Here is a 14,012-nt window from a genome sequence, read left to right as displayed (position 1 = left end):
GTCCGATGGGACGGCGAACCGATGAGGACTCCCTCGAAGCGGCGAAACGCGACTCCGTCGTATTCAAATACGCGGCCGGACACGCACGGATATGGAGCAGATCGACGACCAGTACGCGCCCGCGGACGTCGAGTCCACGGTCGACGCCTACTGGGACGACGCGGACGCCTACGAGGCGGCAAAGGAGGCCCACGCCGACGACCCGCCGTTCTTCTTCGTCGACGGCCCGCCGTACACCTCCGGGCAGATGCACCTCGGGACGGCCTGGAACAAGACGCTCAAGGACGCCATCATCCGGTACAAGCGAATGGACGGCCACCGGGTGACGGATCGGCCCGGCTACGACATGCACGGGCTCCCGATCGAGGTCAAGGTCGAGGAGGAGCTGGGCTTCGAGTCCAAACGCGACATCGAGGAGTACGGGATGGAGGCGTTCATCGAGGAGTGCATGGAGTTCGCCGAGTCCAACCGCGAGGCGATGGACGAGGACTTCAAGTCCATCGGGGTGTGGATGGACTGGGAGGACCCCTACAGGACGGTCTCGCCGGAGTACATGGAGTCGGCCTGGTGGGCGTTCGCAGAGGTCGCGGACCGCGGGCTCGTCGAGCGGGGAAAGCGGTCGATCTCCCAGTGTCCCCGGTGTGAGACCGGCCTCGCGAACAACGAGGTGGAGTACGAGGACGTCGAGGACCCCTCCATCTACGTGAAGTTCCCGCTTTCGGACCGCGAGGGGAGCCTCGTCATCTGGACGACGACCCCGTGGACGATCCCCGCGAACACCTTCGTCGCGGTCGACCCGGATCTCACCTACAACGCGGTTCGCGCCACCACCGGCGGCGGGAAGGGCGAGGAACTGCTCTACGTCGCCGCCGAGTGCGTGGAGGACGTCCTGAAGCAGGGCCGCTACGAGGACTACGAGATCGAGGCCGAGCTGTCCGGCGAGGATCTGGTCGGCTGGGAGTACGACCATCCGCTCGCGGATCACCTCGCCGAGTACCCCGACTTCGAGGGGGCCGGGCGGGTGTACGCCGCCGACTACGTCGAGGCCGACCGGACCGGCCTCGTTCACTCCGCGCCCGGCCACGGCGAGGTCGACTTCGAGCGCGGGACCGAACTCGGGCTGGAGATCGCCTGTCCGGTCGAGCCGAACGGCGAGTTCACCGACGCGGCCGGCGAGTACGCGGGACAGTTCGTCCGCGAGGCCAACGACGACATCATCGAGGACCTGGTCGCCGACGGACACATGCTCGCCCACGGCACGGTCGAGCACAGCTACGGCCACTGCTGGCGGTGTGACACGGGCATCATCCAGCTCGTCACGGACCAGTGGTTCATCTCCATCACCGACATCAAGGACGACCTCCTCGAGAACATGACGGACTCCGAGTGGTTCCCGGAGTGGGCCCGCGACCAGCGGTTCCGTGACTTCATCGAGGACGCCCCAGACTGGAACGTCTCCAGACAGCGCTACTGGGGCATCCCGATCCCGATCTGGGTCCCCGAGGACGCGGAGCCGGGGGACTACGGCGAGGAGATGATCGTGATCGCCACGCGCGAGGAGCTGGCCGATCGCGTCGACCAGTCGATCGACCCGGCGGACGTCGACCTCCATCGCCCGACCGTCGACGGGTTGACGATCACGGAGGACGGGACGACCTACCGGCGGGTCGAGGACGTCTTCGACGTCTGGCTCGACTCGTCGGTGGCGTCCTGGGCGACGATCGGCTACCCCGGCGAGACCGAGGCGTTCGAGGAGCTGTGGCCGGCCGACCTCATCGTCGAGGCGCACGACCAGACGCGCGGGTGGTTCTGGTCGCAACTCGGGATGGGAACGGCGGCCTTCGGCGAGACCCCCTACGAGCAGGTGTTGATGCACGGGTTCGTCAACGACAGCGAGGGGCGCAAGATGTCGAAGTCCGTCGGCAACATCGTCACCCCCGAGGAGGCGATCGACCGCGCCGGCCGGGATCCCCTCCGGACCTACCTGTTGAGCCACGATCAGCAGGGCATCGACCTGGCCTTCGAGTGGGACGGGCTGGGCGAGATCCAGGGCAAGCTCAACATCCTCTGGAACACCTTCCGGTTCCCGCTTCCCTACATGGATCTGGACGGCTACGACCCCGCCGAGGCCGACCTCACTGACGGCGAGCTCGAACTCGTCGACGAGTGGGTCCTCTCGCGGCTCCAGTCCGTCGAGCGCGAGGTCGAGGACGCCTGGGAGGACTACCGGGTCAGCGACGTGGTCAACGAACTGATCGAGTTCGTCACCCAGGACGTCTCGCGGTTCTACATCAAGGCGGTCCGCGACCGGATGTGGGAGGAGTCCGACTCGGCGTCCAAACGCGGCGCCTACGCCACCCTCGCGACCGTCCTCGACGAGACGATCAGGATGCTGGCGCCGATCGCGCCCTACGTCACGGAGCGGATGTACCAGACGTTCGACGGCGACGCCGCGACGGTCCATGCGCTCTCGTACCCGGCCCCCGATCCGTCCCGCCGTGATCCCGAACTCGAACGGGACGTTGCGGTCCTCCGCGAGGTGGAGGAGGCGGCGGCGAACGCACGCCAGCAGGCGGGACGCAAGCTGCGCTGGCCCGTCTCCCGAGTCGTCGTCGAGAGCGACGACGGGGACGTTCGCGAGTCGATCGCGCGCCTCGAGGTCCTCATCCTCGAGCGCGTGAACGCGCGCGAGCTCGCGGTGACCGACCGGTTCGACGAGCTCGTCGAGGAGGCCGAGCCGCGGATGTCCGAGATCGGCCCCGCCTTCGGCGGCGACGCCCAGAAGGTGATGGACGCCCTGGAGGGTGCCACCCGCGAGACGGTCGAGGGCGACGGCGTCGTCGTCGACGGCGAGCCGGTCGAACTGGAAGACGAGATGGTCGAGTACGTCTCGACGCCCCCCGAGAACATGTGGGGGGCCGACTTCGAGGACGGAACGGTCTACGTCGACACGACGCTGACCGAGGAGATCGAGGCGGAGGGCTACGCGCGCGACGTCATCCGGCGGATACAGCAGATGCGCAAGGACCTCGATCTCGAGGTGGACGCGGAGATCCGGTTGGCGCTCGACGTCGAGGACGACCGGATCGCATCGTTCGTCGAGGAACATCGCGAACTCATTGACGAGGAGACGCGCACGAGCGAGCGGCTCGCGGACCCCTCCGACGCCTCGCACACGGAGGAGTGGGAGATCGAGGGCGTGGACGTCACGATCGGGATCGACCCGCGATAGTCCGGGCGCTCCCGATCACCGTCCCGGGTCGTCCGGGGCAGACCGCCGCGGCTCGCGACGGTCGAAAGATATTCGACGGTGTCGCACATCCCATCGGACACGATGCACGTCCGACCGGCGCGTCCCGGCGACGCCGAGGCGCTACGGGCGGCGGTTTCCCGCGCGGGAGAAACGGCCGTTTTCGACGATCGTGAAGTACAGGTCTTCGACGTCTCCGCTGCCGGCGTTCGGGAGGCGGCCGTCGCCGCCGACTGCGGCTACCTCGTCGAGGTCGACGACCGACCCGTCGGGCTGGCGATCGCCCACCCCGACCGCGACGGGTCGGCGGCGGAGCTTCTGGCGTTGTGGGTCCACCCCGACCACGTGGAGACGAACGTCGACGGGCGACTCCTCGAGCGCGTCGCCCGCGACCTCGCGCGCGAGGGCGTGGAGACGCTCCGCGTGTCCGTTCCGACCGAGGAGCCCGCCGCGACGGAGTTCTACAGGGCCAACGGGTTCGAGCCCGAGGACACCCGCCGCGGACACGGCGGCGAGGAGATACGCTTGAGCGCCCCCCTCGATCGCTGGCTGTGACCCGTTCTCGACGGAGCGGATCGGCGGGGATCCACGGCGTCGGCGACGTTCGATTCTTCGACCGGCTCGCGCGCCTGTACGACCTGGTGATGCCCGCCGCGGATCCGGTCGGCCTCTCGGACGCCTTCGATCTCGCGAACGTCCCGGTCCGGCGCGTCCTCGACGTGGCCGGCGGGTCGGGTCGCGCGTCGCTGGCGATCGCGAACCGTCCCGACGTCGAGCGTTCGATCGTCGTCGACGTGTCGGCGGGGATGTTGGATCGCGCCTTCGATCGCGGGCTGGCGGCGATCCGGGGGGACGCGCGGGAACTGCCCGTCGGGTCGGACGCGGTCGACGCCGCGATGATCGTCGACGCCCTCCATCACGTTCCGGACCGGGACGCGGCCCTCGCGGAGATGTACCGCGCCATCAGGCCCGGCGGCGTGGCCGTGATACGCGAGTTCGATCCGAGCCATCCGCTCGGCCGGCTTCTCGCGGTCGGCGAGTCGGTCCTCGGGATGGGATCGACGTTCGTCGCGCGCGACGAGCTCCTGGCGGCCCTCAAGGCGTCCGGCTTCGATCCGGTCCTGCTCGAGGAGGGGTTCGTCTACACCGCCGTCGGCCGGGTTCCGACGGACGTCGACGACACCGACGCGTGAGACGACGTCGAGCGACGATCGCCGATACCAGGGGAGGGGTTCCGCGCCACACGAAACGAGTGGCGTCACGAATCGCACGAAACAAGGGGCGTCCCGACACAACTCCGTGTATGCCCGAAGACGGCTTCCTGTCGAGGCGTCTCGACCGCGGCGCGCTGCCGCTTGCGGTCGGGGACGTCCTCGCGATCCTGGTCGTGTTGTCGATCGGCGCCTCGAGCCACCACGAGACCGCGTTCCTGCTCGAGAACCCCCTCTATCTGGCCGGGATATACGCGCCGTTTCTGATCGGCTGGGCGATCGCGGCGCCGCCGATCGGAGCGTACTCGCCGGGGGCAGTCGAGTCCGCGAAGGCCTCCGTCCCGCTCGCGATCCGGTCGTGGGTTCCGGCGGCCCTGATCGGCGTCGGACTGCGGTGGGTCGGACTCTTTCACGGCGGCGCCGAACCGGTCTTCGTCCTCGTGATGGTGGTGACCGGCTCCGTGGCGATCGGGGTCTGGCGGGCCGTCTACTTCCGAGTGCGGTGAAATCGGTTGACAAAAAGGCCGAATCGAACACGTTCCGCTATTTATAAGGAATCGGTCGAATACGTTCGCCCGCCTTCCAGCGGGCCGAGAACGCGCGACCGCCCTATGTAGTGACGCTCCCTCCGTCAATACGTGATGAGAGATCGGATCGGCGCACCCGGAACGGCGGTATCACGACGTGAGTTCCTCGCGATCACCGGAAGCACGGGCGCGGCGTCGCTCGCGGGGTGTCAGGCGCCGGTGAACCGAGTCGGCGCGGGCGCGGACGACGCCGCCGGTGCCGACGGGCGCGAGCAGGTCGACGAGGAGCTGCCGCGGACGAGCCCGCCCGAGGTCGTCAACGCCGACGAGCAGGGCGGCTCCGTGACGCTCAGGACGCAGCCGGCGGTCCACGAGGCGCATCCGCTGGAGACGATGGGCGGCCCGGTGCGACTGCCGCGGGTCTGGGCGTTCCAGGCCGCCGGCGGCGAACCGAGCGTCCCGGGACCCATCATTCGGACCACGTAGGGCGAGGACGTCGAGGTCACGCTCGACAACGTCGACGGGCACCTGCCGCACACCGTCCACTTCCACGGCTCGCGCAAGGCCTGGAAGGACGACGGGGTGCCGACGACGACCGGGATCACCGTCGATCCGGGCGAGGAGCACACCTACACCATCCCGGCGAACGTGCCCGGGACGCATCTGTATCACTGCCACTTCCAGACCCAGCGGCACATCGACATGGGGATGTACGGGATCTTCCGCGTTGACCCGGCCGGCTACGAGGAGGCCGACCGGGAGTACTTCCTGTCGGTGAAGGACTGGGACTCCCGGCTCAACCGGATGATGGCCGGCGAGGACGTCTCCTACAGCCCGCGAAACCGGAATCCGGACGTCTTCACCGTGAACGGCAAGGTCGCGCCGCGAACGCTCCACCCCGAGGACGGCTCGCCGATGATCGTCGAGCACGGTGACACCGTTCGGATCCACTGGGTCAACGCCGGCTACATGAACCACCCGCTGCACGTCCACAACCACCGGTTCACCCGGATCGAAAAGGACGGCGGAACGATCCCCGAGGCGGCCCGATACGAGATGGATGTCTGCGACGTCGCGCCCGCGGAGCGGCACACGGTCGAGTTCACCGCCGACGCCGACCCCGGCATCTACCCGATGCACTGTCACAAGGTCGATCACGTCATGAACGGGACCGTCTACCCGGGCGGGATGCTCTCCGCGGTCGTCTATCGCGAGGCGATGGGGACGGACGTCTTCGCCGACCTGATGGAGTACGCCGGCTACGAGGGGTGACTCGGTCCTCGACCGTGCGTCGATCCTCCCGCGCTCACGGACGGGCGTTCTTGCGACCCAGATACAGCCCGGTCGCGGCGCCGACGGTCGCGAACCCGGCCAGCGTGAGGAACAGGGCCGGCTCCGAGAGATACTCGAGGATCACGCCGGCGACCGTGCCGCCGAGCGCGCCGACGCCGAAGACGCCGAGGTAGGTGTACCCGTACGAGAGTCCGCGGGTTCCGGCGGGCGTGTACTCCGCGACCGTCGCCTGATAGAGCGGCTGGACGACGAACAGGAACATGCCCATGAACACGCCGACGACCGCCAGCGGGCCGAGCCCCAGCGAGGCCGCCGGTAGGAACACGAGCGCGAGGACCGCGAGCCCGCTGAATCCCGCCGCGAGCCCGTATTCGACGGGGAAGCGGTCGGTGAGCTTGCCGCCGACGTACTGGCCGACGACCCCGACGAGCAACAGTCCCGAGTAGAAGTAATCGCCCGGCGCGAGCGTCTCGCCGCCCGACGCCTGAACGCCGAGGAGGGACCGAAGCGCCTCCGGGACCAGGGACGCGACCGGGATCGGATCGAAGCCCTCGATCCGGCCGAGCAGCTCCGGCAGGAAGGTGAGGAAGCCGCGGTAGAACAGCCCCGAGCACATCACGACGAGGAAGACGAGCGCGAAGCTTCCGGCGAAGAGCGTGCGGGACTCGGCGACGAACTCGCCGAGCGAGTCGACGCCGGCGTCGGCCTTCGAGTCCCCGCCGTCGCCGGCGGCCGAATCGGAATCGACCGCGGCCTGCGGGTCGATGTCCGCGCGGGAGGCGTAGAGGGCCGCGATCACGGCCGGGACGGCGAGCACGGCGGCCACGGTCCGCCACTCCAAGAAGAGCAGCGACGTGGCGGCCACGAGCGGTCCGACCCCGATCCCAACGTTCCCGGCGATCCCGTGGTAGGCGAACCCGGTTCCGCGGTCGGCGACGCCCTTCGAGATCAACGACAGTCCGGCCGGGTGATAGACGGACGCGGAGACGCCCCAGAGCACGAGCGCGAGGGTGATGGCCGTCACGCCCGGCGCGACCGCCAACAGCGCGAACGATCCGGCCATTCCGAGCAGACAGACGGTTATCAGTCGCCGAGAGCCGAGGCGATCGACGAGGATCCCGCCGGGGAGCGCCCCGAGACCGAACAGGCCGTACCCGGCGGTGACGACGACGCCGAGCGTGGCGGTCGTCACCTCGAGGGTGACGATTCCGAGATCGATGGTCGAGAACTCGAGCAGCCACAGCGCCACGAAGATGGGGATCGACAGCTCGTAGGTGTGGACCATCCCGTGTGCCACCATGACCAGCGCGGTGATGGCGCGATCGTTCGTGTTCACTACAGCCGTGTGTGACTCGCGGCGAGTTTAACGGTTCGATCGATCACGCCCCTCGGTGGTGGCCGACCATGCTCATCGGCAGTGATCGAACACGCGCTTCGGTGGTGATCGAGCGATTGTGTGGATGGCTGCCCGATCGAGCGCGTACTGGGAATCACGTTTCAACCGTACTGGAAATCGCGTTTCAACGTCGCTAACGCGTGTATTCGCGCCTTCGATCGTTCATAAGTTATGAGAAACCATCAGGAATGGATCGGAATAGTGATTCCATACCCATGGGAAACAATTATATACCCATGTCTCATACTATAGAGTATATTATGACTGGATACTACGACTACGTTCTCGGACTCATTCCGGCCGCGCTCATCGGCATCACCGCTGCGTTGACGATCGTCGGACTCCCCCTCGTCTCGGCCGTTCCCGTCGGCGCGACCGTCGCCATCGGCCTCATGGGCCACGCGATGTTCGTGAACGGTCCGGTCGCCGGAACTCCGTCGGTTCGCGCGGGCGGGTCGAACACGACCGGACCCGCCGTCACGTCCCAGCCCGGCCCGACGAACGCCGACTGAATCCGGTTCGGATCTCTTCGACCTTCCTTCCGCTTCTCCGCTCGTCGACTCCGATCTCGTTTCCCGTTCCCGACCTCGTTTTCCGTCTCCAACCTCGTTGTTCGTTCCCGACCTCGTTTCCCGCTCCGAGCCGATCACCGTTCCAGGAAGGCGCTCGACTGTACGAGCACGGATCTCGATGGAGAGGGGGCGGTCACTGCAGCCGATATCGAAGCAGCGCGGCGATCCCGCCAAGCGCCGCGAGCTGCTCGCCCGGCGCGAACTCCGAGGAGAGGACGACGACGTCGCCGCCCTGACGTTCCACCGATCGAACCACCTCGTTGACGTCGATCTCCCAGTCGCCCTCGCCCTGCCGCTCGCGGCGGAGCCGATCGTCGACGACGAGCAGCGTCTCGACCGCGCCGAACTCGGCCGCCTCCGCGACGTCCTCGGGCCCGTAGGTCGCCTTCGTCCCCTCCGCCATTCGTTCGGTCAGCTCGTCTATGAGCTCCGCCTCCCTCGAGATCCGCGTCTCCCGTTGGACCTCGTCGACGGCGCCGCGTTTCAACACCTCGTGAACGCCGCGATCGCCGGCGCTCGATGTGTCGACGACCGTGATCGACGGCTCCAGGTCGGGAAACTCCTCGGAGAGGTAGTCGTTGGCGTCCCGCTTCGTGAACCCCGGTCCCGCCAGAATGACCGCGTCCGCGTCCAGGTGTGAAAGCGCCTCGCCGAGCTCCGCGAACAGCTCCGTGCGCGGGCGGGCGTACTCGCCCTTGCCCGTCGGGCGCGTGAAGGAGGCGTACTCCTCGGTGCCGTACTGCTGGACCGTGTGGACGTACGCCTCGCCCTCCTCGACGGTCGCGATGGCCACGTCGGGGTTCTCCGCGGCCTCGGTCGCCTCCTGAATGCGTTCGAGCTGGTCGGGTTTGAACCGCTTTTCGATCGTCACCTCGTCGTGCTCCTCGACGTTCAGCGTGTGGTGTTGGCCGAGCTGGTCCTCGCGGGAGCACTCGGCGATCACCCCGCCCACGCGGAGCCGGTTCGCGAAGCGCGCGAACTCCACCGTCTCCACCTCGATGGTCACGAACAGGTGTTCGCGCTGCCCGCCGGTGTCCCGCATCTCGTCGTCGTCGCGCTGGATGCGTCGGGTCGTGTCGCCCTCGATCCGGTCACCGGGCTCGAGGACGTGCGAGAGGTGCCAGAGGTCGTCGACGTTCTCCGGAACGAGGCCGATCCGCTCGCGGCCCTCCTCGCCCGGAGACCGATCGGTGATGCGCATACCCGGCGTTCGGTCCCGGTCGTATCAACGCTTGGCTTCTCTCGGCGTACGTGTGCGACGATCCGGCCGTGGCCGGTATCCGTGACCGCACTCCCGAGGTTTATGTGCGATTCCGCACAACCGTCGCCCATGTCCGAAGACGCCCCTTCCGTCGTCCCTCCCTCCGACGTCGTGTTCTCGTCCTGCCCCCTCGCCGTGGGGCCGCGAGAAGTACGGCTACCACGGGGAAGTCGAACACCACAGGGAGGGGAGATCGGCCGTGCCGGATGACGGGAAGATCTCCCGGGGGTTCTTCGAGACACACGTCGCCTCCCGGCTCGGGGCCGACCGCGAGGACGTCGCGCTCGGTCCGAAACACGGCTGCGACTTCGGCGTCATCGACGCCGGGGGCGGAAGCGCGACCGTCCTCGCCACGGACCCGATCTCGATCCTCCCCGATCTCGGCTTCGAGCGCGCCGGACGGTTCGCCCTCCACATCGTGCTCTCCGACGTCGCCGTCTCCGGGATCCCGCCGAGCCACCTCTCCGTGGCCTTCGCGCTTCCCTCCGAAATGGCGAACGAGGAGTTCGACCGCGTCTGGGGGGCGATCCACGGGGAGTGTCGACGCCTCGGGGTGGCGATCACGACCGGACACACCGCCCGCTATCCGGGGAGTGAATACCCCTGGGTCGGGGCGGCCACCGCGATCGGAGTCGGCGATCCGGACCGGATCGTCCGGCCGGACGGGACGCGCCCCGGCGATCGGATCGTCCTCACGAAGGGGCCGGCCGTCGAGGCCACCGGCCTCCTCGCCTCGCTTTTTCCCGACGCGATCGATCTTCCCGCCGAGACGGTCGCGACCGCCCAAGCGCGGCTGGATGAGGTCCGACTCGTCGGGGACGCCCTGGCGATCACGGAGCACGACGGCGTCCACGCGATGCACGACGCGACCGAGGGCGGGCTGCTCGGGGGGCTCCACGAGATGGCGGACTCGGCGGGCGTTCGCCTGCGGATCGACTCCGAGGCGGTGCCGTATCGCCCCGGCGTCGAGGCGACCTGTGAGGCCCTCGGGATGGATCCGTGGCGTGCGACGACGGCGGGGACGCTGCTCCTCGCGGTCGACCCGGACGACGTCGATGGCGTCCTCGACTCCCTCCACGAGCGGGGGACGCCCGCCGCCGAGGTCGGCGTGGCACGCACGGGGTCGGGCGTCGAGGTCGACGGCGAGGAGACCTCGCCGCCCGACGGGGACGCCTCCTGGCCGGTGTACGCCCGGCTGTCGGGACGGTGACCCCCGACAGTCAGCGATTCCCTCGCAGTCGTGCATCTCCCGGTCGGGGGTCGAGAGATCGCGTCCGCTCGCGGAACCCGAACCGGTTCGGTCGCCGCGGCGAGCGGATCGGGAGGATTTAACCGACGGCGACGACACCCTCCGACCATGGTGCGGGACCCGTCGTCGCGCGAGGAGGAGCCGGATCCACGGGACGTGTTGGCCGCGCTGAGCGACGACGCCGCAGCCGAGATCATCGCCGCGCTGGACGGGCCGAAGACCGCGAGCCAGATCTCCGAGGAGTGCGACATCCCGCTTTCGACCACCTATCGAAAGCTGGAACGGCTGACCGACGCCGACCTGCTGCGCGAGTCGACGGAGATACGCCGCGACGGACAGCACACGACCCGCTACAGCGTGGCGTTCGATTCGGTGACCGTCGAGCTCGACGAGGAGAACGAGCTCACCGTGGAGCTATCCCGACCGGAGCCCGCGAAGGACGAGCGGCTCGCCGCGCTCTGGTCGGAGGTCCGAGAGGAGACCTGAGAGACGAGGAACCACGACGAGACACACGAACGAGAGAGAAACGAACGAGAAACTGACGAAATCGAGGACACGACACATGGTAATGTATATCGACCTGCTCATCATCGTCGCGAAGACCGCCATCCTACTGCTCGGTGGCAGCATCACCTACTACGCCACGCGCGCGTACAGACGGACCGGCGACCGGTCCCTTCGCGCGCTCGCGATCGGCTTCGGGTTCGTGACGGTCGGCGCGCTGTTGGGCGGGATCCTCGATCAGGGGCTCAACTGGGACATCGCGATCGGGATCGCGATAAACAGCGTCCTCACGGCGTTCGGGTTCGGCGTGATCGTCTACTCGCTGTACATCGAGTGACACGACGGGCGGCTACGCCGGATCGGTCGGATCTCCACCGCGCGATTCCCGGTCGGTTTCGTCGACGTCGGGAGCGCCGGACGCCCGCGATGACGATCCCGACCGACAGGTGTAGACGTCCGAATCACGGGGCAGCATCACGTCGACCTCCGAGAGCGCCGGCAGCCGGGTCCCCTCGGTCAGGATCGGCTCGACGAGTTCGGCGACGACCGCCTCCGCGACGACCCTGGTGTAGGTGTCCCCCTCGATCGCCATCCCGTCGAGGGTGATCTGCCTGGTCCTCGCGCCGTCGAGGGCCGCAACGAGGAGGGCGGCGCGCTCGCCGGAATCGACCGGACGGAACGCTCCCTCCTCGATGCCGTCCTCGATGACGTCGGACACCGTCTCCCGAAACATCCGGTCGCTTCGGCGCAGCTGGGCGCGTATCCGGTCGTTGAACGGACCCTGGGATCGAAGCTCCAACAGGGCCACGTGGAAGTGCTCGCGGTCTGTCGCGTCGGGACCAAAGGTGAACCACGCGATGAACTCGGCGAGCCGCTCCGGCGCCGGCCGATCCGCGCCGCGTTCGACCTGCCACTCGAACGTCGAGATGAGTCGATCGAGGAAGGCGACGAGGAGGTCCTCCTTCGTGTCGTAGTGGTAGTGCAGCAGGGACTTGCTCTTCGAGCACGCCTCGGCGATGTCGCGCATCGTGAGGTCGGCGTAACCGTGTTCTCGAAGCGCACGGTGAACGCCGGCCATGATCTCGTCCGTGGTGCTCGAGTCGGTCGTCATCCACCTCGTCTCGGTCGAGCACGCGTATAGATGCGTTGGAACCGGCCATCGGTCGACGTTGCGGGACCGGAGTCGACCCGAACGACCCGACCCGAACACAACCAAACCGAATCGATCCGAACCGAATCGATCCGAACGCAACCGAACTCGAGGCGGCATCGACGCGACGGGAGAACCGTTAAGCCCCCCGCCCCCACAGACGACGGCATGACGGAGCTACTTGGTGACACGTCGCTCGCGTCGATCTCGCGATCGCTGCGGTACGACACGACCGACCTCGAGGCGCACTATCGGGACGCCCGCGAGCGCGCGGAGGCGGTCGACCCGAGGTTACGGGCGTTCGTCGACGAGGAGAACCGATGGGAACGGATCGATCGGGCCCTGGAGCGGGTTCGATCGCGGTTCCCGGACCCGGAGTCCCGCCCCCCGCTTTACGGCGTTCCCGTGGGCATCAAGGACGTCTTTCGGACGGCCGACCTGCCGACGCGTGCGGGATCCGACGTCCCGGCCGAGGCGCTTTCCGGGGCGGAGGCCGAGGCGGTCTCGCGGCTCACGGACGCCGGGGCCGTCGTCCTCGCCAAGACGGTGACCGCGGAGTTCGCCTGCTTCGAGTCCGGTCCGACGCGGAATCCCCACGATCCGGACCACACCCCCGGCGGATCGAGCAGCGGATCCGCCGCCGCCGTCGCGGCGGGTCTGTGTCCGCTGGCGCTCGGGACCCAGACGATCGGGTCGACGAACCGCCCGGCGGCCTTCTGTGGGATCGTCGGCGTCAAGCCCAGCCACGACCGGATCCCGATCGACGGGACGATCGCGGTCGCGCCGTCGATCGACCACGTCGGGTTCTTCACCCAGCACGTCGAGGGTGCCGAGCTGGCGGCGGGCGTCCTCTACGACGACTGGCGAGCGGGGGACGACCCGCCGGATCTGTCCCGGATCGGGGTCCTCGAGGGACCGTATCTCGAGCAGGCCGAGGACGTCGGGCGCGAGCACTTCGAAGCGCACGTCGAGCGTCTCGAGGCCGCCGGGTACACGACGGTCCGGATCGACCCGTTCGGCGAGGACATCGAGGAGATAAACGAGCGACACGAGGCGATCATGTCCGCGGAGATGGCGATCGGTCACGACGCCCGGTTCTCCGAGTACGGGGACCGATACGCGGACGCGACGGCGGAGTTCGTCCACGAGGGACGGGAGACGTCGGTCGAGACGCTCGCCAGAGCTCGAAGCGGCCGGTCGAAGCTTCGCGAGCGACTCCACGAGACGTTCGAGACCCACGACCTCGACGTTCTGGTGAGCCCGGCCGCGCCGGGCCCGGCGCCCGAGGGGCTCGAGTCGACCGGGGATCCGATCATGAACCTGCCGTGGACGCACTCGGGGCTCCCGAGCGTCACGGTTCCGGCATCGAGGACCGATGACGGGCTGCCGATGGCGCTGCAGTGCGTGTCGCGGTTCGGCCGCGACGAGTGGCTACTGTCCTGGTGTCGCTCCATCGAGGACGCGCTTCGGTGAGCTCCCGATCGATCGCCAGGACGGATCCACGTTCGTGGATCGCGAGATCGCGGTAGGGAACCGCGACGGCGACCGGGTGCGGGGACGATCGTGGCGGATCATCGTCGATGGCCTCCCCCCCGTGAA

General features: G+C 68.3%; 12 protein-coding genes and 1 pseudogene. 10 read left to right on the top strand and 3 right to left on the bottom strand.

The genetic code is table 11. The features are described 5' to 3' along the window. Positions 1–91: 91 nt before the first annotated feature. The 5 genes and pseudogenes from ileS to ACZ5YD_RS13900 all read left to right on the top strand — a co-directional run bounded on the left by ileS (position 92) and on the right by ACZ5YD_RS13900 (position 6,260). Positions 92–3,232, top strand: a complete 3,141-nt coding sequence (gene ileS / locus ACZ5YD_RS13920) for an isoleucine--tRNA ligase (protein ID WP_379741024.1) — start codon at positions 92–94, stop codon at positions 3,230–3,232. 102 nt (positions 3,233–3,334) lie between these two features. Continuing rightward, on the top strand, positions 3,335–3,805 hold the full coding sequence (locus tag ACZ5YD_RS13915; RefSeq protein WP_379741027.1) for a GNAT family N-acetyltransferase: 471 nt from the start codon (positions 3,335–3,337) through the stop codon (positions 3,803–3,805). Between the two features lie 29 nt (positions 3,806–3,834). After that, the gene (locus ACZ5YD_RS13910; RefSeq protein WP_379741350.1) at positions 3,835–4,443 is read left to right on the top strand and encodes a class I SAM-dependent methyltransferase; all 609 of its coding nucleotides are present in this window, start codon (positions 3,835–3,837) and stop codon (positions 4,441–4,443) included. 110 nt (positions 4,444–4,553) lie between these two features. Beyond that, entirely contained in the window at positions 4,554–4,967 is a 414-nt protein-coding gene (locus ACZ5YD_RS13905) for a DUF3054 domain-containing protein (RefSeq protein ID WP_379741030.1), read from the top strand. 135 nt (positions 4,968–5,102) lie between these two features. Further along, positions 5,103–6,260 (top strand): annotated as a pseudogene (locus tag ACZ5YD_RS13900) (multicopper oxidase domain-containing protein). A gap of 34 nt (positions 6,261–6,294) precedes the next feature. On the opposite strand, the gene ACZ5YD_RS13895 reads toward ACZ5YD_RS13900, so the two are convergent. Continuing rightward, positions 6,295–7,617 carry an MFS transporter gene (locus tag ACZ5YD_RS13895; RefSeq protein WP_379741033.1) on the bottom strand — a complete coding sequence of 441 codons (1,323 nt, stop codon included), beginning with the start codon at positions 7,615–7,617 and terminating at the stop codon, positions 6,295–6,297. Positions 7,618–7,937: 320 nt separating this feature from the next. Between ACZ5YD_RS13895 and ACZ5YD_RS13890 the strand changes: the two genes are divergently transcribed. Next, positions 7,938–8,189 (top strand): DUF8015 family protein, encoded by a 252-nt coding sequence (locus tag ACZ5YD_RS13890; protein WP_379741036.1) that lies wholly within the window; start codon positions 7,938–7,940, stop codon positions 8,187–8,189. Between the two features lie 193 nt (positions 8,190–8,382). Here ACZ5YD_RS13890 and ACZ5YD_RS13885 read toward each other — a convergent pair whose 3' ends face one another. Next, positions 8,383–9,450 carry an mRNA surveillance protein pelota gene (locus tag ACZ5YD_RS13885; protein WP_379741039.1) on the bottom strand — a complete coding sequence of 356 codons (1,068 nt, stop codon included), beginning with the start codon at positions 9,448–9,450 and terminating at the stop codon, positions 8,383–8,385. Between the two features lie 259 nt (positions 9,451–9,709). Between ACZ5YD_RS13885 and ACZ5YD_RS13880 the strand changes: the two genes are divergently transcribed. The 3 genes from ACZ5YD_RS13880 (at position 9,710) to ACZ5YD_RS13870 (ending at position 11,600) form a co-directional block, all read left to right on the top strand. Beyond that, positions 9,710–10,720, top strand: a complete 1,011-nt coding sequence (locus ACZ5YD_RS13880; RefSeq protein ID WP_379741042.1) for an AIR synthase family protein — start codon at positions 9,710–9,712, stop codon at positions 10,718–10,720. A 147-nt stretch (positions 10,721–10,867) separates the two neighbouring features. After that, positions 10,868–11,245: a helix-turn-helix domain-containing protein gene (locus tag ACZ5YD_RS13875; protein WP_379741045.1), complete on the top strand. Its 378-nt coding sequence runs from the start codon at positions 10,868–10,870 to the stop codon at positions 11,243–11,245. Positions 11,246–11,321: 76 nt separating this feature from the next. After that, a complete protein-coding gene (locus tag ACZ5YD_RS13870) occupies positions 11,322–11,600 on the top strand; it encodes a DUF7521 family protein (RefSeq protein WP_379741048.1) in 279 nt (92 codons plus the stop codon). Positions 11,601–11,612: 12 nt separating this feature from the next. On the opposite strand, the gene ACZ5YD_RS13865 is transcribed toward ACZ5YD_RS13870, so the two are convergent. Next, positions 11,613–12,374 carry a TetR/AcrR family transcriptional regulator gene (locus ACZ5YD_RS13865; protein ID WP_379741051.1) on the bottom strand — a complete coding sequence of 254 codons (762 nt, stop codon included), beginning with the start codon at positions 12,372–12,374 and terminating at the stop codon, positions 11,613–11,615. 207 nt (positions 12,375–12,581) lie between these two features. Between ACZ5YD_RS13865 and ACZ5YD_RS13860 the strand changes: the two genes are divergently transcribed. Then, positions 12,582–13,886, top strand: coding sequence for an amidase (locus ACZ5YD_RS13860; RefSeq protein WP_379741054.1), 1,305 nt, complete (start codon positions 12,582–12,584; stop codon positions 13,884–13,886). Positions 13,887–14,012 lie beyond the last annotated feature (126 nt).

The organism is Halopenitus salinus (assembly GCF_055397165.1).
Note: the sequence above shows the minus strand (reverse complement) of the source record. Positions and strands in the feature narration are given on the sequence as shown.

Coding starts and splice junctions, on each gene's coding strand:
- ACZ5YD_RS13905 (WP_379741030.1), top strand. CDS start 4,554: ATGCCCGAAGACGGCTTCCTGTCGAGGCGTCTCGACCGCGGCGCGCTG.
- ACZ5YD_RS13915 (WP_379741027.1), top strand. CDS start 3,335: ATGCACGTCCGACCGGCGCGTCCCGGCGACGCCGAGGCGCTACGGGCG.
- ileS (WP_379741024.1), top strand. CDS start 92: ATGGAGCAGATCGACGACCAGTACGCGCCCGCGGACGTCGAGTCCACG.
- ACZ5YD_RS13860 (WP_379741054.1), top strand. CDS start 12,582: ATGACGGAGCTACTTGGTGACACGTCGCTCGCGTCGATCTCGCGATCG.
- ACZ5YD_RS13870 (WP_379741048.1), top strand. CDS start 11,322: ATGGTAATGTATATCGACCTGCTCATCATCGTCGCGAAGACCGCCATC.
- ACZ5YD_RS13865 (WP_379741051.1), bottom strand. CDS start 12,374: ATGACGACCGACTCGAGCACCACGGACGAGATCATGGCCGGCGTTCAC.
- ACZ5YD_RS13890 (WP_379741036.1), top strand. CDS start 7,938: ATGACTGGATACTACGACTACGTTCTCGGACTCATTCCGGCCGCGCTC.
- ACZ5YD_RS13885 (WP_379741039.1), bottom strand. CDS start 9,450: ATGCGCATCACCGATCGGTCTCCGGGCGAGGAGGGCCGCGAGCGGATC.
- ACZ5YD_RS13875 (WP_379741045.1), top strand. CDS start 10,868: ATGGTGCGGGACCCGTCGTCGCGCGAGGAGGAGCCGGATCCACGGGAC.